The 19066-nt window shown below is 63.2% G+C and carries 16 protein-coding genes; 4 read left to right on the top strand and 12 right to left on the bottom strand.

The window, feature by feature from the left end; genetic code table 11:
* Positions 1 to 12: 12 nt before the first annotated feature.
* From AC3WWH_RS03785 to hisS, 6 genes are all read right to left on the bottom strand, one after another.
* Positions 13 to 2811, bottom strand: a complete 2799-nt coding sequence (locus tag AC3WWH_RS03785) for a bifunctional diguanylate cyclase/phosphodiesterase (protein ID WP_058320443.1) — start codon at positions 2809 to 2811, stop codon at positions 13 to 15.
* 212 nt (positions 2812 to 3023) lie between these two features.
* Complete coding sequence (locus AC3WWH_RS03780) at positions 3024 to 4247, bottom strand: NAD(P)/FAD-dependent oxidoreductase (RefSeq protein ID WP_058320444.1); 1224 nt, start codon at positions 4245 to 4247, stop codon at positions 3024 to 3026.
* Between the two features lie 89 nt (positions 4248 to 4336).
* Positions 4337 to 5044 (bottom strand): glutathione binding-like protein, encoded by a 708-nt coding sequence (locus AC3WWH_RS03775; RefSeq protein ID WP_057250883.1) that lies wholly within the window; start codon positions 5042 to 5044, stop codon positions 4337 to 4339.
* Positions 5045 to 5194: 150 nt separating this feature from the next.
* The gene (gene hisG, locus AC3WWH_RS03770; protein ID WP_057250885.1) at positions 5195 to 5890 is read right to left on the bottom strand and encodes an ATP phosphoribosyltransferase; all 696 of its coding nucleotides are present in this window, start codon (positions 5888 to 5890) and stop codon (positions 5195 to 5197) included.
* On the bottom strand, positions 5887 to 7029 hold the full coding sequence (locus AC3WWH_RS03765) for an ATP phosphoribosyltransferase regulatory subunit (protein WP_492376893.1): 1143 nt from the start codon (positions 7027 to 7029) through the stop codon (positions 5887 to 5889). The genes hisG and AC3WWH_RS03765 overlap by 4 nt, the downstream gene beginning before the upstream one ends.
* Positions 7030 to 7034: 5 nt before the next feature.
* Positions 7035 to 8546, bottom strand: a complete 1512-nt coding sequence (gene hisS / locus AC3WWH_RS03760; protein WP_058320446.1) for a histidine--tRNA ligase — start codon at positions 8544 to 8546, stop codon at positions 7035 to 7037.
* A 254-nt stretch (positions 8547 to 8800) separates the two neighbouring features.
* Here hisS and AC3WWH_RS03755 point away from each other — a divergent pair, with 254 nt between their 5' ends.
* Positions 8801 to 9403 (top strand): hypothetical protein, encoded by a 603-nt coding sequence (locus AC3WWH_RS03755; RefSeq protein ID WP_245299028.1) that lies wholly within the window; start codon positions 8801 to 8803, stop codon positions 9401 to 9403.
* A 118-nt stretch (positions 9404 to 9521) separates the two neighbouring features.
* Here the strand turns inward: AC3WWH_RS03755 and AC3WWH_RS03750 are convergent, their stop codons facing one another.
* A complete protein-coding gene (locus AC3WWH_RS03750; RefSeq protein WP_057250891.1) occupies positions 9522 to 10166 on the bottom strand; it encodes a DNA-3-methyladenine glycosylase I in 645 nt (214 codons plus the stop codon).
* A gap of 253 nt (positions 10167 to 10419) precedes the next feature.
* Here AC3WWH_RS03750 and AC3WWH_RS03745 point away from each other — a divergent pair, with 253 nt between their 5' ends.
* A complete protein-coding gene (locus AC3WWH_RS03745) occupies positions 10420 to 11190 on the top strand; it encodes a L,D-transpeptidase (protein WP_058320447.1) in 771 nt (256 codons plus the stop codon).
* A 180-nt stretch (positions 11191 to 11370) separates the two neighbouring features.
* Entirely contained in the window at positions 11371 to 12066 is a 696-nt protein-coding gene (locus AC3WWH_RS03740; protein ID WP_057250895.1) for a L,D-transpeptidase, read from the top strand.
* Between the two features lie 63 nt (positions 12067 to 12129).
* Here AC3WWH_RS03740 and glcF read toward each other — a convergent pair whose 3' ends face one another.
* From glcF to AC3WWH_RS03720, 4 genes are all read right to left on the bottom strand, one after another.
* A complete protein-coding gene (gene glcF / locus AC3WWH_RS03735; protein WP_058320448.1) occupies positions 12130 to 13425 on the bottom strand; it encodes a glycolate oxidase subunit GlcF in 1296 nt (431 codons plus the stop codon).
* Between the two features lie 118 nt (positions 13426 to 13543).
* Positions 13544 to 13924 (bottom strand): DUF4870 family protein, encoded by a 381-nt coding sequence (locus tag AC3WWH_RS03730; RefSeq protein ID WP_058320449.1) that lies wholly within the window; start codon positions 13922 to 13924, stop codon positions 13544 to 13546.
* 30 nt (positions 13925 to 13954) lie between these two features.
* Positions 13955 to 15166, bottom strand: a complete 1212-nt coding sequence (glcE, locus tag AC3WWH_RS03725; RefSeq protein ID WP_058320450.1) for a glycolate oxidase subunit GlcE — start codon at positions 15164 to 15166, stop codon at positions 13955 to 13957.
* Positions 15163 to 16602 (bottom strand): FAD-linked oxidase C-terminal domain-containing protein, encoded by a 1440-nt coding sequence (locus AC3WWH_RS03720; protein ID WP_058320451.1) that lies wholly within the window; start codon positions 16600 to 16602, stop codon positions 15163 to 15165. The genes glcE and AC3WWH_RS03720 overlap by 4 nt, the downstream gene beginning before the upstream one ends.
* Before the next feature lie 106 nt (positions 16603 to 16708).
* Between AC3WWH_RS03720 and AC3WWH_RS03715 the strand changes: the two genes are divergently transcribed.
* On the top strand, positions 16709 to 17605 hold the full coding sequence (locus tag AC3WWH_RS03715; RefSeq protein WP_058320452.1) for a LysR family transcriptional regulator: 897 nt from the start codon (positions 16709 to 16711) through the stop codon (positions 17603 to 17605).
* A gap of 123 nt (positions 17606 to 17728) precedes the next feature.
* On the opposite strand, the gene AC3WWH_RS03710 is transcribed toward AC3WWH_RS03715, so the two are convergent.
* A complete protein-coding gene (locus AC3WWH_RS03710) occupies positions 17729 to 19003 on the bottom strand; it encodes a DUF3422 family protein (RefSeq protein ID WP_057250905.1) in 1275 nt (424 codons plus the stop codon).
* Positions 19004 to 19066 lie beyond the last annotated feature (63 nt).

The following is a 19066-nucleotide window of genomic DNA, read 5'->3' as shown; positions in this document are numbered from 1 at the left end:
GACGTCCGCCGATCAGGCGGCGGCCGCCTCTTCGTCGCCGCTGAACAGGAGCGTTATCGGGGCCGGCCGGCCGAGCAGATAGCCCTGTGCCTCGTCGCAGCCTTCCGCCTGCAGGATATCGAGCTGCGTCTGCGTCTCGACGCCCTCGGCAAGGACCGGCACCGACAGGCTCTGTCCGAGCGCCAGGATGGCGCGGACGATCGCCTTGGCCTGCGGGCTGCCCTCCACTTCCCACATGAAGCTCTTGTCGAGCTTGATCTTGTCGAAGGGGAAGGAGCGGAGCGTTTCAAGCGACGAGTACCCGGTGCCGAAATCGTCGATCGCGATCGTCACGCCGAGCTCCTTGATCTGACGCAGGGTCAGCAGCGCGCGCTCCTTGTCGTCGATGATCGTCGACTCCGTGATCTCAAGCTCCAACCGGTTCGGATTGAGCCCGGTCTCGGCAAGCACGTCCTGCACCAGGCTGACGATATCGCCATTGGCGAGTTGGACCGGCGACAGGTTGACGGCGATCTTGTGGTTGCTCTCCCAGCCAGCCGCCTCGCGGCAGGCTTCGCGCAGCACCCACTCGCCGATCGGCAGGATTGCACCGCACTCTTCGGCGAGTGGAATGAATTCGCTGGGCGGCACCATGCCGCGTTCGGGATGATGCCAGCGCAGGAGCACCTCGTAGCCGATGACGACGCCGGTCATCACCGACTTCTGCACCTGGTAGTGCAGAGCAAGCTGCTTCTTGTCGACGGAATCCCAGAGATCGTTGGCAAGTGCGCGCCGCTGGCGGGCAGCCTCGTCCATCGAAACCTCGTAGAAGCAGACGGTCTGGTTGAGCGCGGCCTTCGCCCGGTACATCGCAAGGTCGGCATTGTTGATCAGCGTATCGGCCGTTTCCGCATCCTGCGGGTAGATGGCGACGCCCATGCTGCCGCCGGACTTCAGCTCGAAATCGCCGAAGCGCATTTCCTCGTGCAAGCTCTTCTCGATCCGCCGCAGGAAGTCGTTGAGTTCGGCCAGTTCCTCGAAGCGTTTGACCGCGGCGAACTCGTCGCCGCCGAGGCGCGCCACGAACTCGCCTTCCTGCAACAGGCCCTTCACGCGCTGGGCAATCGTCACCAGCACGAAATCGCCGGCGGCATGACCGTGCAGGTCGTTGACTTCCTTGAATTTGTTGAGGTCGATGCCGATGACGGCAACCTTGCGGTTGAACCAGGCGGCCGCATCCAGTTCCTCTTCGAGGTAGCTGCTGAACTGCAACCGGTTCGGCAGGCCCGTCAGGCTGTCGTGACGCGCAAGGAAGGTGATCTGTTCCTCGGTATCCAGGCGCTCGGTAATGTCTTCATAGGTGCTGACCCAGCCACCATCGGGCAGCGTGCGGTGCTTGGTCAGGATCGAGCGGCCGTTGGCGAGCTTCTCGACGATATCGCCACCGCCCTTGCCGACCATTTCGATCCGGTGTTTCTGATAGAGTTCCTCGGCCTTGGCTCGCGCAATTTCGGGCTCGGCGTAAATGCGGGCGAAGACGATATCGACGATCTCGCGGAAGGTCAGGCCTTTGCCGGCAAGTGTCTCGGAGAAGCCGAAGATCTCGCGGCAGCGCCGGTTCGACAGGAGCAGCCGGTCATCGCTATCGAACAGGCAGATACCCTGCGACATGTTCTCGAGCGCGACATCGAGGTTGTTGCTGACCTCGGCGATGCGATCGGCATCGGCCTTCGCCTTGGTGGTGTCCTTGACGATCTTGATGAAGCCGGCGTGCTTGCCCTCCTCGTCCAAGAACGGATCGATCACCACATGCGCCCAGAAGCGAGAGCCGTCCTTGCGATAGCGCCAACCCTCGTTCTCAAACTTGCCCTGGGCCACGGCAACCTCAAGCGCGCGGCGCGGCAGGCCATCGCGCTGATCGTCGTCCGAATAGAAGCAGGCGAAATTCTTGCCGATGATTTCCTCGGCGGCATAACCCTTGTTGGCCTCGGCGCCGGCATTCCAGCTCGCCACGCGGCCATCGACGTCGAGCATGTAGATCGCGTAGTCCTTCACGCTGCGGACGAAGCGCGTGAACTCCCGTTCGGTCGCGGCGGCGGAGAGCTCGGCATGATGGGCAAAGCCGGCGGCAACCAGCACCAAGGACAGAAGGAAGAAGGCGGTTCCGGCAATGACGAAGGCAAGCAGATGCGGCTGGATCATGCCTTCATAGGTCGGGGTGATGAGACCGACTTCGATCGTCACGGCGCCCATGGCGGTGAAATGCAGTGCGACGATGCCGAGCGTCATCAGGAGCGTCGCGATGATCTTCGCCTTCAGCGGCTTGCCCATACGGGCAATCGTGCCGAGTGCGCCGATGTCGAACAGCGAGCCGAGCACGATCGACGCGACAACGAGCGTGGCGTCCCAGCGCAGGTTGCCGGGAACATCGAGGGCGGCCATGCCGAGGAAATGCATGCAGGCAACACCGGCGCCGAGCACTAGGCCGCCGGCAATCCAGGCCAGCCGATCCTGCACGCAGGTCGCGATCAGCAGCGCTGTCGTGGTCAGCACGATCGCAACGGCCAACGACAGGGCCGTCAGATCCATCTGGTAGCCAAGGACGACCCCGGGGTCGTAGGCAAGCATGGCGATGAAGTGGGTGGCCCAGATGCCGAAGCCGCTGGCAATGCCTGCAGCCACCGCCCAGATCGTCCGCGCCTTGCCGGAAGATCCACGAGCGCGCTGCAACAGCGCCACCGCGCCGTAGCTGGACAGGAAGCATATGAGCGCCGCCAACGCGACCAGCTTCGGATTATGCTCCACCACCAGGCATGTAAGAACCTTGAACATCGCAATCGCCTAAATCAACAACCGCCGGGAAACGAGACCTTTCGCCTCCAGTTAAGCGGCCTGTGTTGACGGCAGGTGATTTAAGGAAATGATAAATCGTCGCTCCAGCGCACAATTGCGTGGCCAAACAGTCGTTTCGTCGTTAACGAAATTTGAAATTGGACCGCCTGCAAGTTGCAGCAGGTGGAAAGCGCGGCCAGGCGTGGTCCCGCTCAGGGCTGCGATAGCAGCGCCTTGAGGTCCGATTGCGGATCGGCAATGACGGCCCGGTCGGGATTGATGCCGGTCTCGAGGAGCTTCTTGCCCGTCACATAGGCCTTGGCGTCATTGATCGCATCGACCGCCACGAAGCGTCCCTGCTTAAAGTACCAGACGGACACACTGCCCTCGCGCTGACCGGGCCTGACGATGGTTTCGTCATGACCGAGTCCAAAGCCGGCGATCTGCAGCTTGACGTCGTACTGGTCGGACCAGAACCAGGGCTTGGGTTCGTAGGGGTGTTCGCTACCGGCGAGGATTGCCGCAACGGCCTCGGCCTGCTCGACGGCGTTCTGCACCGATTCCAGCCGGATGCGCAGGTCCTCCCAGGGAAGCACGGCACAATCGCCCATAGCGAAAATCGCCGGGTCGGCAGTTCGCCCGAAGGCATCGACGACAATGCCGTTTGCCGTTTCGAGGCCGGCGTCATGCGCCAGGCGGTCATTGGCGGTGACACCGATCCCGACGATGACGACATCGACCGGCAAGACCGAACCGTCGGAGAGTTCAGCGGCGGTGACGCGGCCGTTTTCGCCGACGAGACGATTGAGGCCGGTCCCCTCGCGGATATCGACGCCGCGGGCGTGGTGAATATCGCGCACCAGGCCGGATGTCGCCGATGAGGCAACGCGCTGCAGGATGCGATCGGCCATCTCGATGACCGTGACCTCGAGCCCGCAGGTCCGGGCGACCGCCGCCGCTTCAAGGCCGATATAACCGCCGCCGACGACCAGGGCGCGACGGCCGGGCTTCATTTCCTCGGCAAGGCGATCCGCGTCCTGGAAGTCGCGCACGACGAACACGCCGTCGAGATCACCGCCGACGGAAGCCGGCAACCGGCGCGGCGTGGCGCCGGTCGCAAAGGCGAGCACCTCGTATTCGAGCGAGGTCCCGTCGCTGAGCGTCACGCGCTTGCCGGTGCGATCAAGGCCGGTCACGGTCGTCTCGAGCCGTATGTCGACATTGTGCTCGCCGTACCAGGCCTCCGGCCGATAGAGCAGTCGATCGAGGCTCATCTCGCGCAGCAGGTATTTCTTGGAAAGCGGTGGGCGTTGATAGGGCAGGCTCGCTTCGGAGGCGACGATGGCGATCGGCCGCTCGTCCTTGAGGGCACGCAGCTTGGCAACCAGGGCAAAGGCGGCCTGACCGCCACCGACAACTACAAGCCTTCCCGACACGCTTCTCACCTGCTTCTTATTCGTCTGTACAGCAAGGCCTAGCCTTGCGCCCGAGCTTCGTCAACTCAGGCACAGAGCCGTCGTGATTGCTATTCCTTGCGCGGCACTTCCATGCCCTTTAGAGCCGCCGGGCGCGACAGACCGCGCTCGACCCAGGCCATCACGTTCGGGAAGCTCTTGTAATCCAGGACTTCGGCGCCGCCATAGAACCTGCGAGCGCCTTCGACCCAGGGGTAAGTGGCGATGTCGGCGATCGTGTAATCGTCACCCATCAGCCATTGCCGCCCCTCAAGGCGCGCTTCCAGCACACCGAGAAGGCGCTTCGCTTCGTCACGGTAACGCTCGACGGGATAGGAATTGTTGGCGACCTTATCGGCAGCGAACTTGAAGAAATGACCGAACTGACCGAGCATCGGGCCAATGCCACCCATCTGGAACATCACCCAGCAGATGGTCTCGTAGCGACCGGCCGCATCGGCCGGCAGCAGTTTTCCGGTCTTTTCCGCCAGATAGATCAGGATCGCGCCGGATTCGAACAGGCCGATCGGCTTGCCGTCCGGGCCATTGGGATCGATGATCGCCGGAATGCGGCCATTCGGATTGAGCGAGACGAACTCCGGCGATTTCTGCTCGTTGGCATCGAAGGCAACCCGGTGAGGCTCGTAGGCGAGACCCAGCTCTTCGAGCGCGATCGAGACCTTCACGCCATTCGGCGTCGGCAGCGAATAGAGTTGGATAATATCGGGGTTTTTCGCCGGCCAGCGCTTGGTGATCGGAAAGGCGGAAAGATCGGCCATGAAGGTCTCCTGGAAACGAAGCGGCAAGGGCGCCGTCTGCACGCCTTACATAGGAGCGGAGGGCGCGCTTTGTGAGGGCCCTACTTTAATTTTTGCAGTCCACGGGGCCAGCGAGATAGCCGTAGGCTCCGCCCTGCCCCGTTCGCAGCGTCAAAGCACGCCGCGAACCGCCGCAATAACCCGTGCCACGACCGGATCGCCGGCATGCGCCGATTTACGCGCCCGCACCAGGCAGGCCTCGGAACGCAGGATCACGCCGTCCGTCAGGATCTTCAGATGGTTCGCCTTCAGCGTCGAGCCGGTCGAGGTGATATCGACGATGATGTCGGCCGAGCCGGACGCCGGCGCGCCTTCGGTCGCACCGAGGCTTTCGACGATGCGATAGAGCTGGATGCCGTGGCTTCCCGAGAAATGGTTCTGCGTCAGTCGCCAGTACTTGGTCGCGATCGCCAGGCGGCGGCCATGGCGGGCACGGAAGTCGGCGGCAACGTCGCCGAGATCGGCCATGGTGTCGACGTCGTACCAAATCTCCGGCACTGCGACGACGACATCGGCATGACCGAAGCCGAGACGGGCGCAGAACTCGACGCGGGCATCGGCATTGGCGAGCCCCTCGCGCACCAGGTCTTCGCCGGTGACGCCGAAATCGATCGAGCCATTGCCAAGTTCGCGGGAAATCTCGGAGGCCGACAGGAACGCGATCTCCACATCATCAGAACCTTCGACCCGGCCGCGATAGGAGCGATCGTTGCCGACGGCGACGATCTTCATTCCGGCCCGCTCAAAGATCGCCGAGGCGTCATCCTTCATCCGCCCCTTGGACGGCAGCGCGATGGTGATGGTCATTGAACGCCTCCCTGGGAGGTAATCGCCTTTTCGATGCGGTCGAGCCAGAGCGAGAAACCGACAGCGGGAATGTGTTCGCGGGCGCCGAGCAGCGTCAGCAGCCGGTCAAAGCGACCTCCGCCGGCCAGAACTGCCTGAATGCCGGCGACTTCGACCTCGAAGACGAGGCCTGTGTAATAGTCGAGCGGACGACCGAAGGCCGCGCGGTAGCGGATCGCGCCGATGTCGGCACCGGCCGCGGAAAGTGCTGCGACACGGGCATCGAAGCGGGCGAGCGCCTCATCGAGCTTGAGGCCGGACTTCTGCGCGAAGGCGAAGAGTGCGGCCGGAGCATCGGCGAGCGGAACGTCGAGCGCCAGGAACGCGCCAACCTGGTCCAGCGTCTTGCGATCGAGCTGCGTGTTCGCCAGCTCCATCTTTTCCTTCAGCCGCCGGGCGATGTCCTGCGGCGAGCGGCTGGCATTGGTGGAGTAGCCGGTCGATTCCATCGTTTCGGCGATATAGGCGATGAGGCGGGCTTCATCCTCAAGCAATCCGTCCATCGACAGGCGCACGACCTCGGGACCGAAGACACCGACCGTCCGCGGATGAGCGAGTTCGGTGAGCAGCTTCTGCAGGTGCTTCTGGTCGCCAAAGGCATGGATCAGCCGCTTCTGCCAGCCGGCCGGCAGGCCGCAGGCGCCGACGACGGCTTCGAACACCGCCTGGTCACCGAGCGTCACGTTGAGACCCCGGCCCGGCAAGCGGTTGGCAACGACACGCATCGCGTTACCGACAATGCGTGCATCGGCTGTGGCGATATCCGTATCGCCGAGATCCTCGATGCCGGCCTGGTAAAATTCGTTGCCGCCCTCGCGGCGCTGGCGGAAGACCTCGCCGAGATAGGCGTAGCGCTTCGGCGTGCCGGTCACCGTCTCGATGTGGCGGAGGCAGACCGGAATGGTGAATTCCGGGCGCAGGCAGAGGCTCTCGCCGGTCTCGCTCTCGGTCATGAAGATACGGCGGCGCAGATCCTCGCCAGCCATGGCGAGGAAGGGTTCGGCCGGCTGGATCACCGGTGTGTCGACACGCTGCGTGCCAAGGCTTTCAAAGTCGGCAAGCAGATCGTCGGCGAAGGCAGGCAGATTGATGAGGGCCATGACCGTCAGCCCCTTGCCCGATCCTCGGCCTGCGCCGCCAGCATCTCGCGTACCTTTTCCACCAGCTCGGCCACAGGCACGGAAACCTGGGCCACGCGCGCCTCGCGCCAGGCCGCATTGTCCTCGATCTCGCCCGACAGGCGCTTGCCCTCGATCAGATCCTTGATCTGCACGAGACCGGCGGCGCGTTCGTCGCCACCCTGGATGATCGCCAGCGGCGAGCCGCGGCGGTCGGCATATTTCAGCTGATCGCCAAAATTCTTCTTGTTGCCCTGGTACATCTCAGCGCGGATGCCGGCGTGGCGCAGCTGCTGCACGAAACGCTGGTAGTGTCCCATGCTTTCGATGTCGCGGTCCATGACACAGACGACGACCGGGGCGAGCACTTCCGACGCGCCGAGCTTGCCGAGGTTCTTCAGCGCCGTCATCAGACGGGAAACGCCGATCGAGAAACCGGTGGCCGGCACCGGCTGGCCCATGAAGCGCGACACGAGGCCATCATAGCGGCCGCCGCCGCCAACCGAACCGAAGACGACCTTCTCGCCCTTCTCGTTGGTGACGGCAAACTGCAGCTCGGCCTCGAAGACTGGGCCGGTGTAGTATTCAAGACCGCGCACGACCGAGGGGTCGATCTTGATACGATCGGCCTCGTAGCCGACGCTCAGAACCAGACTGCGGATCGTGTTCAGTTCCTCGACGCCTTCCCCACCCTTGGCCGTACCGGCAACCAGGGCAGCGAGATCGGCGGCGCTTTCGGCATAGTCCTTGATGCCGACGAAGAAGAGCACCTTGTCGATCTGCTCGGCACTCAGGCCGGCGCCCTTGGTGAAGTCGCCGCTCTCATCCTTGCGGCCTTCGCCGAGCAGGAGCCGCACGCCTTCGGTGCCGAACTTGTCAAGCTTGTCGATGGCGCGCAGCACCGTCAGGCGCGCGTTCGCCTTGTCGTCACCGCCGAGACCGATCGCCTCCATGACGCCGTCGAGCACCTTGCGGTTATTGACGCGGATCACGTAGTCGCCGCGCGCGATGCCGAGGGCTTCCATGGTGTCGGCCATCATCATGCACATTTCGGCATCCGCCTGGACGCCGGCGGCACCGACCGTATCGGCGTCGAACTGCATGAACTGGCGGAAGCGGCCCGGACCCGGCTTTTCGTTGCGGAAGACGTAACCGGCACGGTAGGTGCGGAACGGCAGCTGGATCTCGTTGAAATTCTCGGCAACGTGGCGGGCGAGCGGCGCCGTCAGGTCGTAGCGCAGCGACATCCACTGGTCGTCATCGTCCGTCAGCGAGAAGACGCCTTCGTTGGGCCGGTCGCTATCCGGCAGGAACTTGCCGAGCGCGTCGGTATATTCGAACAGCGGCGTTTCGACCGGATCGAAACCATAATGCTCGTAGACCGCCCGGATCTTGCCGATCATTTCGTCGGTCGCACGGATATCGGCGGCGGAGCGATCGACAAAGCCGCGCGGCAGGCGCGCCTTGAGCTTCTGCGGTTTCTTCTGTTTCTCGGTCATGGGAGCATTCCGGACTGTCAGCGTGTTGGCTGCTTTCCCTATCGGATCAAGTGGGGGGCGGCAAGGGTTTGCACCGCGCAAAGCGCGCGTCGCGCTGGTCGTAGCAAGCGATGCGGGGTACTCGGCGCGAGCCGAAGCTGGACCCGGTCGTCTCGACCTATCGATCGGAACGGGTTGACTTCAACCATAAGGCGCAATAAATCGCCAACAATCACTAAAAGTTTATCGCTCGATCGATCGCCGACGTTTCGATCATGGAGATCATCGGCTATTTTCGGTCCGGCATTTACCCGCAGGTCACTCCGGATGCAATGCGAGCATCGGACCTAATACCCCAACGGCAAAATGGAACGGCGAACCATTTCATCGGGAATGGCGGATTTCTGCGGAGACGTCTCGCCGTCGGCGCGAAGAGAGGGATGGGCATCATGTTGAGATTCATGACACCGGGCTGCGGGGCGATCCGGCCCGGACATCTGGGCGCACATGACAATTGGATGCGGGGCCTCGACGAGGGGACCTACCTCATCGAAGCCTGGCGCTGCGATCTCGCGACCGGCATTTTCCAGCTCGGCCAAAATACCGCCGCCTTGCTCGGCATCTCCGCTCCTTCCTGCGGTGTCATCGATCTGGTGCGCGCTTATGACCGCAAGGATCGCCCAACCGTGCTCAACATACTCGAACAGGCGACCGCCTCGTCATCCTCGTTCTGCTTTACCGCCATGGTGCGCGCGCCGACATCGCAAGCGGCGCAGCTTATCTGCGTCGGGCGGTCCGTGCTCGATACCCCAACCGGCGAGGATCTGCTGCAAGGCGTCTTTGCCTTTCCGCGCGAGCGCGTGATACTCTGCGCTTGAGCGCAAAACTTGAAACCGCAGACCCTTTTCCCTTGGACTGAAGCAGCTCTATGAGGCGCCTCGATGGCGCTCCCTCACCGGGAAACGCCCATCGCCAAGCTGACGACGGGCGCTTCACTCAGGCCACGCGAGCCCTGGGTCTTGCGAGCTTGCCACGCAATTCCTCGACAACCACACGGCAATGGCAGCCTTCGATGTGATCGTTGACGAGGCCCATGGCCTGCATGAAGGCGTAGATCGTCGTCGGGCCGACGAAAGTCCAGCCGCGCTTCTTCAGGTCCTTGGAAATCCGCGTCGAGGTCGGGGTCGTCGGGTTGGCGACGATCGCCTCGTAGGTTACCAGTTTCGGGCGCTCGGCTGCCTGCGGCTCGTAGGACCAGAAATAGCCCGCGAGCGAACCGAATTCCTGCCTGAGTTCCTGGGCGCGACGGGCATTGTTGATGGTCGAGACGATCTTGCCGCGATGGCGCACGATGCCGGTATCGGCAAGGCAGCGCTCGATATCGGTCTCATCGAACATCGCGACCTTGTCGAAATCGAAGCCGGCAAAGGCGGCACGGAATGCCTCGCGCTTGCGCAGGATCGTCAGCCATGACAGGCCGGACTGGAACCCTTCGAGGCAGATCTTCTCGAACAGGCGGCGATCGTCGGTGACCGGACGGCCCCATTCGTCGTCATGATAGCGACGGTAGTCGTCGAGATTGCCCTGCCAGGCGCAGCGCTGAAGTCCGTCCTCGCCGATCACTATGCCCTTGACCGTCATCGCTTTCCTCGCTCCATCCTGTTCATTTCCTTGCCTTTACCATTTGCAAACCAGATTCCTAAAGCGGCGGATAACCCTACCCAAAGCTTTATCGGCGCCTTCGCCTTTTAATGAAGCGCCGTTTACCATTCGGTGGCCCCCCGGTGACACGATCGCGCCATTGCCAAGGCGCATACCCCCCGCTCGAGCGTCCGGTTCTTCGGCTGTCTGCGCCCCCTTGATGAATTTCGGCGAAAGGTAGCGAGTCCGTCCGATGTTGAAAAAATCCCTTCTTTTAGCAGTCTCCCTGCTGACCCTCGTCGCCGCTCCCGCCGTGGCGCAGGATCGGTATCAGAACCGGCCTCCGGTGGTCGTCAGCCCCGACCTCACCGCCCCCTGGGTAATGCAGCTCGGCGTGCAGCAGGCCCGCACGCGGCAGGTCATCTACCGGCAGCAGATTCCGGCAGCCACCCGAAAACAGTATTATCAGGGACAGGTCGCGCAGCCGCAGGTCAAACGCCGCGCCATCAACCCGCTGATCCAGCCGGCCAACGCCATGCGCGCCCAGCGGCCGGTCAAGTCGAAATTCGACCCGCAGTACCTGCCGCAGACGGTCGCCTATGAGAGCAAGGAAAAGCCGGGCACGATCGTCATCGATACGAACAACCGCTTTCTCTATCTGGTGACCGGCAACGGCGAGGCACGGCGCTATGGCGTCGGCGTCGGCAAGCCGGGCTTCGAATGGGCAGGCGCCCACAAGGTCACCCGCAAGGCGGAGTGGCCGAGCTGGACGCCGCCGCAGGAGATGATCAGCCGCGAAGCCGCCAAGGGCCACTACCTGCCGGCGCGCATGGACGGCGGCCCGGAAAACCCGCTTGGCGCGCGCGCCATGTATCTCGGCTCGACGCTCTATCGAATCCACGGCACCAATGCGCCCTGGACGATCGGCTATGCCGTTTCCTCCGGCTGCATCCGCATGCGCAATGAAGACGTCGTCGACCTTTACGAGCACGTGAAGGTGGGCACGAAGGTTATCGTCATATAATTGGAGCATAGCATAGAATATTCCCTCCCCCTCGCACGTTTTGCTATTGCCTATGCGTGATTTTCAGGCAACAGCAGCATGAACAGATATAAGTTCGGCGGTCCGCCGGCTGTATGGCAGGCTTGAACTTCGGCGCATTTTGCTTAGCCTGCCTGCAACGAGGGTTAGAGGGAATCGTATATGAAGCGTCATGCCAGCAAAGTGGTCGCGATCGCCATCGCGACCAGCACTATTCTTGTCGCCGCCAGCGCCTCGGCTTTCACGCCGACGCCGGCGACAGGCTCCAAGGTCAAATCATCAGACGTTGTACTCGTGGCCACGCCGAAGAAGCCGGCAAAACAATACTGGCGCACCAAGGTTCGCTTCCGCACCGACGAAGCCCCCGGCACGATCATCGTCGATACCAACAACAAGTACCTTTACTACATCGACGGCCCGAACCGCGCGACGCGCTACGGCATCGGTGTCGGCCGCGACGGCTTCGGCTGGTCGGGTGTCGTGAAGGTTGGCCGCAAGGCCGAATGGCCGACCTGGACACCGCCGGCGGAGATGCGCCAGCGCGAGGCTGCCAAGGGCCGCATCCTGCCGGTCACCCAGGAAGGCGGCATCGACAACCCGCTCGGCGCCCGCGCCATGTATCTCTACAAGGGAGGCCGCGACACCATCTTCCGGATCCATGGCACCAACCAGCCCTGGACCATCGGCCAGAACATGTCATCCGGCTGCATCCGCATGATGAACGACGACGTGGAACACCTCTACGATCGCGCCGACATCGGCACCAAGGTCATCGTCATCGGCCCCGGCAGCAAAGCCGGCGACACCTATTTCGACGATCGCGGCGTCGACATCTTCCGCCAGATCTTCGGCGGCTGACGGTCATCGACCATACACAGTTTGAAAGGCCGGTTCCTCACGGAGCCGGCTTTTGCCTGTCCATCAGAGCCCCTTGGGCTTTGCTCCACCATAGGCCCAGTCGAGCAGTTCGACCGTGTGCAGGATGGGGATCGCAGTACCGCTGGCGATCTGGGTGATGCAGCCGATGTTGCCGGTCGCGATCGCATCCGGCTTCGTCGCCTCGATGTTCTTGACCTTGCGCGCCTTCAGCTTCGCCGAGATTTCCGGCTGCAGGATGTTGTAGGTGCCGGCCGAACCGCAGCAGAGGTGGCCTTCGGCCGGATCGCGGACGACGAAGCCAGCACGCTTCAAAAGCTGCTTCGGCGCCATTGTGATCTTCTGGCCGTGCTGCATCGAACAGGCGGAATGATAGGCAAGCGTCATGCCCCTCGCATCCTGTTCCGGCAGGTCTAGCGTAGACAGGTACTCGGTGATGTCTTTTGTCAGCGCCGAGACACGTGCCGCCTTTTCCGCATACTCAGGATCGAGCCGCAGCATGTGGCCGTAGTCCTTGATCGTCGTTCCGCAGCCCGAAGCGGTGATGACGATGGCATCGAGCCCGCCCTCGTCTGCGATCTTCAGCCAGGCGTCGACGTTGCGGCGCGCCGCCTCAAGCGCCTGATTCTCGCGCCCCATGTGGTGCACCAGGGCGCCACAACAGCCTTCGCCGGCCGAGACAACCACTTCGACGCCAAAGCGCGTCAGCAGTCTTATCGTCGCCTCGTTGATTTCGGGCTTCAGCACCGGCTGGGCACATCCGTTCAGGAGCGCGACACGACCAACACGTTTTCCCTGCGCCGTGTGGACGCCGGGCATGGCGGAAGTAGAGGGCTGCGGCACAGCGCTTGGCGCGAGATCGAGCATGACGCCGAAGGTCTTCAGCAACGGCATGCGCTTCATCATCCCTGCGAAGGGCCGGGCAAGGCCGGCCGCCTTCAGCGACAGGCGGAAGCGCGCGGGATAGGGCAGCACCGCCGCCAGCACGGAACGCGCCAGTCTGTCCTTAAACGGGCGCCGATAGGTGTTTTCGATGTGGACGCGCGCATGGTCGACCAGATGCATGTAGTCGACGCCGGAGGGACAGGTGGTTGTGCAGGCGAGACAAGAGAGACAGCGGTCGATGTGGGTGACCGTTTCCTTGTCGGCCGCCCTGCCGTTTTCCAGCATGTCCTTGATGAGATAGATGCGCCCGCGCGGACTATCGAGTTCGTCGCCGAGCGTCACATAGGTCGGACAGGTGGCGGTGCAGAAGCCGCAGTGCACGCATTTGCGCAGGATGGCCTCGGATTCGGCCACATGCGGGTCGGCAAGCTGCGCGGGGGTAAAATTGGTCTGCAAACGCGAACTCCACTTTCCGGTTCCGCGGTAACGGGCACTTGCGACGTGCTTCGGTCACCGCGGCATTCTCATTTCAGCATCCTTCGACCGGACCCGGTTTCAGGGTTTGCGCCGTGGTCTACACCATCCAGCTTTCGGGATTGGTGATCGGCTCCTGGCGCGCGGCCCGTTGCAGGCCGACGACGCAGCGCACGACGATCCAGACGGCGGAGGCGATGAAACCGAGAACGCCGATCAACAGCACCGTCAGCAGCAACGATATTACGCCGAACAACAGGGCGATCCAAAAGGTCCGGATCGCCCATTCATAGTGCGTCTGGACCCACGGCGCACCCTTGCCGCGATTGAGATAGGCCATCACCACGCCGATGATCGGAGTGATCCCCACCGCAAAGCCCACGAGATAAAGGACATAGATCACCTGGACATTGATCTTGCCCGGCTCCAGCCAGCGATCAGTCTCGCGGGAAAACGGTGTCTGCGGACCATTATCGCTCATCAACTCCTCCCATGTTCCACCGCCGTCGCCTCAGGAGACCGCAGCCATGCGGCCCGGATTGAAGATCCGGTGCGGATCGAACTTCGCGCGGACGCGCTCGCTCAATTGTGCCACGGCCAAGGGTTGTGGTTCAAACGATGGAATGGCGGCACGATAGCCTTCTTCGGCCCTGACGAGGGTCGCGTGGCCGCCACCGAGAACCTTGATATAGCGGCGCACGAGTTCCGCTTCGGGGTCGGCCTCCATGCGCAGCCAGACGAGACCGCCCTGCCAGTCATAGAAGGCATCGACGCCGGTCTGCAGCCTGAGCGCCGCCACCAATTGATGGCCGAGCGACGGGGCGATGGAGATGCGCCAGAGCGGCTTCCTGGTGCCGTCGGCAAAGGGTTTGACGTCGCGGATCTCGGCCCAGAGCCTCGATGTCCTGATTGCATCGAGCCGGGTCACCGCGCCGAAGCGGCCGACCGCGTTCGTCAGCTTTTCAGCCCGGAGCGCAACCGATGCCTCCAGTCCTTCGAGCCGCAGTACCGTCGCGGCGCCGTCCGGAAGCCCGCCATCCAGGAACCGCCCGCGCACGCTTTCCGGCAGATGTGCGGCACCCGAAACTTCCACCGTCTGCGCCATCGCCTCGGCCATGACCGCCGCGGCTTCGGCATCGTTGAGCCCGGAAACCACAATGGTATCAGACGCCGGCGGCAGCGGCAGGACGCGGAAGGTGACTTCGGTGAGGATGCCGAGCGTGCCGTGCGAGCCGGCCAAAAGCTTGACCAGATCCAGGCCGGTGACGTTCTTCATCACCCGTCCGCCGGCCTTGATTGCCTCCCCCTCACCGTTGACGAAGCGCACCCCGAGCAGGCTGTCGCGGGCGGCCCCTGAAACGTAGCGCCTGGGGCCGGACACGTTGGCGGCGAAGACCCCGCCGATCGTCGGCTCGCCCGAGGACGCGAAAATCGGCCGATGGTCCATCGGTTCGAAGGCAAGCATCTGCCGGTTGTCCGCCAGTACCTCTTCGATCGCGCGCAGCGGCGTTCCCGAAAGCGCAGTGATCGTCATCTCGGCCGGATTGTAGCTGACGATGCCGGACAAGCGGCGCGTCGACAGCACCCGGTCGGCGCGCACGGGATTGCCGAGACCCAAGCGCGTGTTGCCGCCGATCAGCGCGAGCGAAGCCCGATCGGCCGCCATCGCGCGAACGACGGTCGCAATCCCCTCTTCGCTTGCCGGTTCGAAATGCACGATCATGCGGCGGGACGCCCTTCGAGCGGGAAGACCTTGGACGGGTTCAGTATCCATTGCGGATCGAAGGCGGCCCGTGCCGCCATCTGCTGGTCGAGGTCGATCCGGTTGTACTGGTGTAGCATGAGGTCCCGCTTTTCGATGCCCACGCCGTGCTCGCCCGTCAGGCAACCGCCGGCGTCAACACAGAGCTTGAGGATATCGTTGCCGGCGGCTTCGGCGCGCGCCGCATCCTCCGGGTCGTTGATGTTGTAGAGGATCAGCGGATGCATGTTGCCGTCGCCGGCGTGGAAGACATTGGCGACGCGCAGGCCGTAGCTCGCAACGATCTCACCGGTGCGACGCAGCACATGCGAGAGCTGGCTGAGCGGCACCGTACCGTCCATGCAGATATAGTCGGCGATGCGGCCGGTGGCACCGAAGGCGGATTTCCGTCCTTTCCAGATCGCAGCCGCTTCCATGGCCGACTGGCACTCCCTGATCGTCGCCACCCCATGACGGCGCGCGACAGCGACGATGCCGGCGAGCGTCGCATCCATTTCCGGCTCGGAGCCTTCGACTTCGACGATCAGCAGCGCTTCGACATCGAGCGGATAGCCGGCATGGGCGAAGGCTTCGCAGATCTCGATCGCCGGCTTGTCCATGAACTCGATCGCGACGGGGATGATGCCGGAGCCGATGACATCGGCGACGCAAGCGCCGGCCGCTTCCGAAGAGGCGAAGCCGAAGAGCACGGGGCGAGCTCCCTCCGGCTTGGCGATCAGCCGCACCGTCGCCTCGGTGACGATGCCGAGCTGCCCCTCGGAACCGCAGACGAGGCCGAGCAGATCGTAGCCCGCCGAATCCAGCCCCTTGCCGCCGAGCTCAATAACCGTGCCGTCGAACAGCACCATCTTCACGCCGAGCAGATTGTTGGTGGTGACGCCGTATTTCAGGCAATGGGCGCCGCCGGAATTCATGCCGATGTTGCCGCCGATTGTGCAGGCAAGCTGCGAACTCGGGTCCGGCGCGTAGAAGAAGCCGTCAGCTGAAACCGCCTCGGAAATATTGAGATTGGTGACGCCTGCCTGGACGGTGGCAGTGCGATTGAAGAGGTCGATATCGAGAATGCGCGACATCTTCGAAAGGCCGATGACGACTGCATCCTCCTGCGGGATGGCACCGCCCGAAAGCGAGGTTCCGGCGCCGCGCGGCACGACCGGGATGCCATAGCGGCTGCAATATTTGAGAAGGGCTGCGACCTGCTCGGTCGTCTCCGGCAGCGCGACGGCAAGCGGCATGCGACGATAGGCGATAAAGGCATCTGTCTCGAAGGGCTTCAGCCCGCGCTCGTCGCTGATCAGGCAGCCCTCGGGCAACAGGTCGGCGAGGTCGGCGACGATCTCGCGGCGCCGGGCGATAACAGCCTGTTTCGGTTGCAGAAAACCGATCGTCTCCGCCATCAGTTTCTCCCGCCGCATGTAAATTGGTCTATTTTCTTTACCACTAGGCTAGAGTCCCTGCAAATGCTATTGAGCTTTTCCGTTTTGGAAACAATGGCAACGATTGATGACGAATTTAGGCGATCTTGAGATTTTTGCACGGGTCGTTTCCACCGGCAGTATGTCGGCAGCGGGGCGGGCGCTGGGGTTTTCCCCAGCTGTGATCTCCAAGCGCATCAAGAGGCTCGAAGATCGCCTCGGAACGCGGCTTCTGCAGCGCACGACACGCCAGATCTCTCTGACCGAAGCCGGCCAGGGGTTCTACGATCGCGTACTCGGCATTCTCTCGGGCATCGAGGAGGCCGAGGCCTATGCCTCCGGACGCTCGTCGCATGCGCTCGGCGTGCTCAGAATCTCAGCGCCCACCTCCTTCGGCCGGATGCACATCGCGCCGCACCTGACGAAGTTCATGAAGGACCATCCGGACCTGAAACTGCACATCGTGCTGACGGACGAATTCACGGATATCGTCGCGGACGGCTTCGACATGGCGGTCAGGATCGGCGAATTGGTGGATTCGTCCCTGGTCGCACGGAAACTTGCGCCCGTCCGCCGGCTGCTCTGCGCCTCGCCGGAATACATTGCCCGCAATGGTGCGCCGACGGAAATTGGCGACCTCGCAGACCATCTCTGCCTGCCGGCGCACAACAACGACAACTGGAAGCTTGAAGGGCCGGAAGGCGCGCTGGTCTGGCACCCGGAGGGGCCGCTCGTGACCAATTCCTCCGAGATCGTGCGCGCCGCCGTCATCGCCGGCGCGGGGATTGCGCTGCGCTCCACCTGGGATATCGGCCCGGAATTGCGCAGCGGCCAGCTGGTACAGGTGCTGCCGCAATGGGAAGGCTCCAAGCAACTGACCCTCTCGGCCGTCTATCCGAGCCGCCAGTTCCTGCCGGCCAAGGTGCGCCTTTTCATCGACTACCTGGCCGGGCTTTACGGGCCGATCCCCTATTGGGAACAGTAGTTTCCAAGACGGGCTATTTGTTTTTCGCAATTCCGAACGCAAAACCGCTGCACACTTTTGCTGGAATTGCTTGTTTCTCGCAATTCCCGACGCAAAACCGCTGCACACTTTTGTTGGAATTGCTTACTTGTGCTCACCTTCCTCGTGATGGCGGCGGATGCGGCGCACGATCAGCCAGACGCCGGCAACGGCGAAGGGAACGGCAAGGCCAGTCAAGAGGCCCGGATCGATCGGCAGCTCGTGGCTGACGGCCTTGGCGAGATAGCCGAACAGGCCAACGACGTAGTAGGAAATGGCGGCGACCGACAGGCCTTCGACGGTCTGCTGCAGGCGTAGCTGCAGCTTGGCGCGCCGGTCCATCGAGTTCAAAAGCGCGCTGTTCTGCCGTTCGAGCTCGACATCGACCCAGCTTCTGAGAAGAGCGGTGGCGCGGGCGAGCTTCCGCGACAGGTTGGCCTGGCGCTCCTCGACCGACTGGCAGGTGCGCATCGCCGGCGCGAGGCGTCGTTCGAGGAAGGTGCCGATGGTCTCGTAGCCCGGAAGCGGCGTCTCGGAGAGCGTGCGAATGCGCTCCTGCACGATGCCGTAATAGGCGCGGCTGGCGCCGAAGCGATAGAGGCTGAGCGCGGCACCCGCCTCGAGGTCGGCGGCAAGCCGGGTGATCTCGGCCAGCATGTCGTCGGCCTCCTCGCGCACATTTTCCTTCATGCGCTGGGTGATTCCGGTCAAGCCATCCTCGGTCCGGCGGATCTCCGGCGACAGCGACTGGGCGAGCGGCAGGCCCATCATCGCCAGTGTCCGGTAGGTCTCGATATCGAGCAGGCGCTGAATGAGCGCGCCGGTGCCTGCCTCGGTCATGCCACGGTCGATAACCAGTATCTGCGTCAGGCCGTCGCCGTTCTGGCGGAAGTCGGTGACGATTACCGCCTGGCCGTTCTTGGTTTCGCTGTAGCAGAGGCTCGTCGGATCGAAGAGCCCGATCGCGTCACGGGTTTCGGGCGTGTCCGGCCGGATCTCCAGGCGGATGCCCGAGATCAGCGAGCCCGGCGGCGAAAAGCCGTCGCCGAAGGGATGGATCGGCACCTCGCCGCCGAACTGCTCCGGCGGCGGCGCATCCCAGAAGTAGGTGGAGAACTCGGTGTGACGCTCCCAACGCAACGTGCCCTGCCCCCAGGGCATTGCATGATGGTTCGCGTCCCGCCCCGGCGGTGCGATGCCGCGTGCGCGCGACAGCTCCGACAACACGGCATGATCGACGATCGAGCCGCCATCCGTCAGGAAGGCGAGCTGAAAGATCACCCGCGGCGTGGTGACCAGCGCATAGGGGCGCGAATGAACCTCGCCCAAGGCCAAGGCGCGCATCGGCGCCACCGGAAATGCAAAACTACCCTTTGCCATGAAGCGCTCTTGTCCCCCTCACGCGTTCATCACGACTCTCTTATCAATCGAACGAGCAAAAGA

Source organism: Ensifer sp. EB106-03-01-XG145 (assembly GCF_058792075.1).
Note: the sequence above shows the minus strand (reverse complement) of the source record. Positions and strands in the feature narration are given on the sequence as shown.

Bases quoted from the DNA above. Each gene is read 5' to 3' on its own strand.
- AC3WWH_RS03745 (WP_058320447.1), top strand. From the start codon at position 10,420: ATGTTGAAAAAATCCCTTCTTTTAGCAGTCTCCCTGCTGACCCTCGTC.
- AC3WWH_RS03720 (WP_058320451.1), bottom strand. From the start codon at position 16,602: ATGGCGGAGACGATCGGTTTTCTGCAACCGAAACAGGCTGTTATCGCC.
- AC3WWH_RS03755 (WP_245299028.1), top strand. From the start codon at position 8,801: ATGGAGATCATCGGCTATTTTCGGTCCGGCATTTACCCGCAGGTCACT.
- hisS (WP_058320446.1), bottom strand. From the start codon at position 8,546: ATGACCGAGAAACAGAAGAAACCGCAGAAGCTCAAGGCGCGCCTGCCG.
- AC3WWH_RS03785 (WP_058320443.1), bottom strand. From the start codon at position 2,811: ATGTTCAAGGTTCTTACATGCCTGGTGGTGGAGCATAATCCGAAGCTG.
- AC3WWH_RS03740 (WP_057250895.1), top strand. From the start codon at position 11,371: ATGAAGCGTCATGCCAGCAAAGTGGTCGCGATCGCCATCGCGACCAGC.
- AC3WWH_RS03750 (WP_057250891.1), bottom strand. From the start codon at position 10,166: ATGACGGTCAAGGGCATAGTGATCGGCGAGGACGGACTTCAGCGCTGC.
- AC3WWH_RS03715 (WP_058320452.1), top strand. From the start codon at position 16,709: ATGACGAATTTAGGCGATCTTGAGATTTTTGCACGGGTCGTTTCCACC.
- AC3WWH_RS03710 (WP_057250905.1), bottom strand. From the start codon at position 19,003: ATGGCAAAGGGTAGTTTTGCATTTCCGGTGGCGCCGATGCGCGCCTTG.
- glcE (WP_058320450.1), bottom strand. From the start codon at position 15,166: ATGATCGTGCATTTCGAACCGGCAAGCGAAGAGGGGATTGCGACCGTC.
- AC3WWH_RS03765 (WP_492376893.1), bottom strand. From the start codon at position 7,029: ATGGCCCTCATCAATCTGCCTGCCTTCGCCGACGATCTGCTTGCCGAC.
- AC3WWH_RS03775 (WP_057250883.1), bottom strand. From the start codon at position 5,044: ATGGCCGATCTTTCCGCCTTTCCGATCACCAAGCGCTGGCCGGCGAAA.
- AC3WWH_RS03730 (WP_058320449.1), bottom strand. From the start codon at position 13,924: ATGAGCGATAATGGTCCGCAGACACCGTTTTCCCGCGAGACTGATCGC.
- hisG (WP_057250885.1), bottom strand. From the start codon at position 5,890: ATGACCATCACCATCGCGCTGCCGTCCAAGGGGCGGATGAAGGATGAC.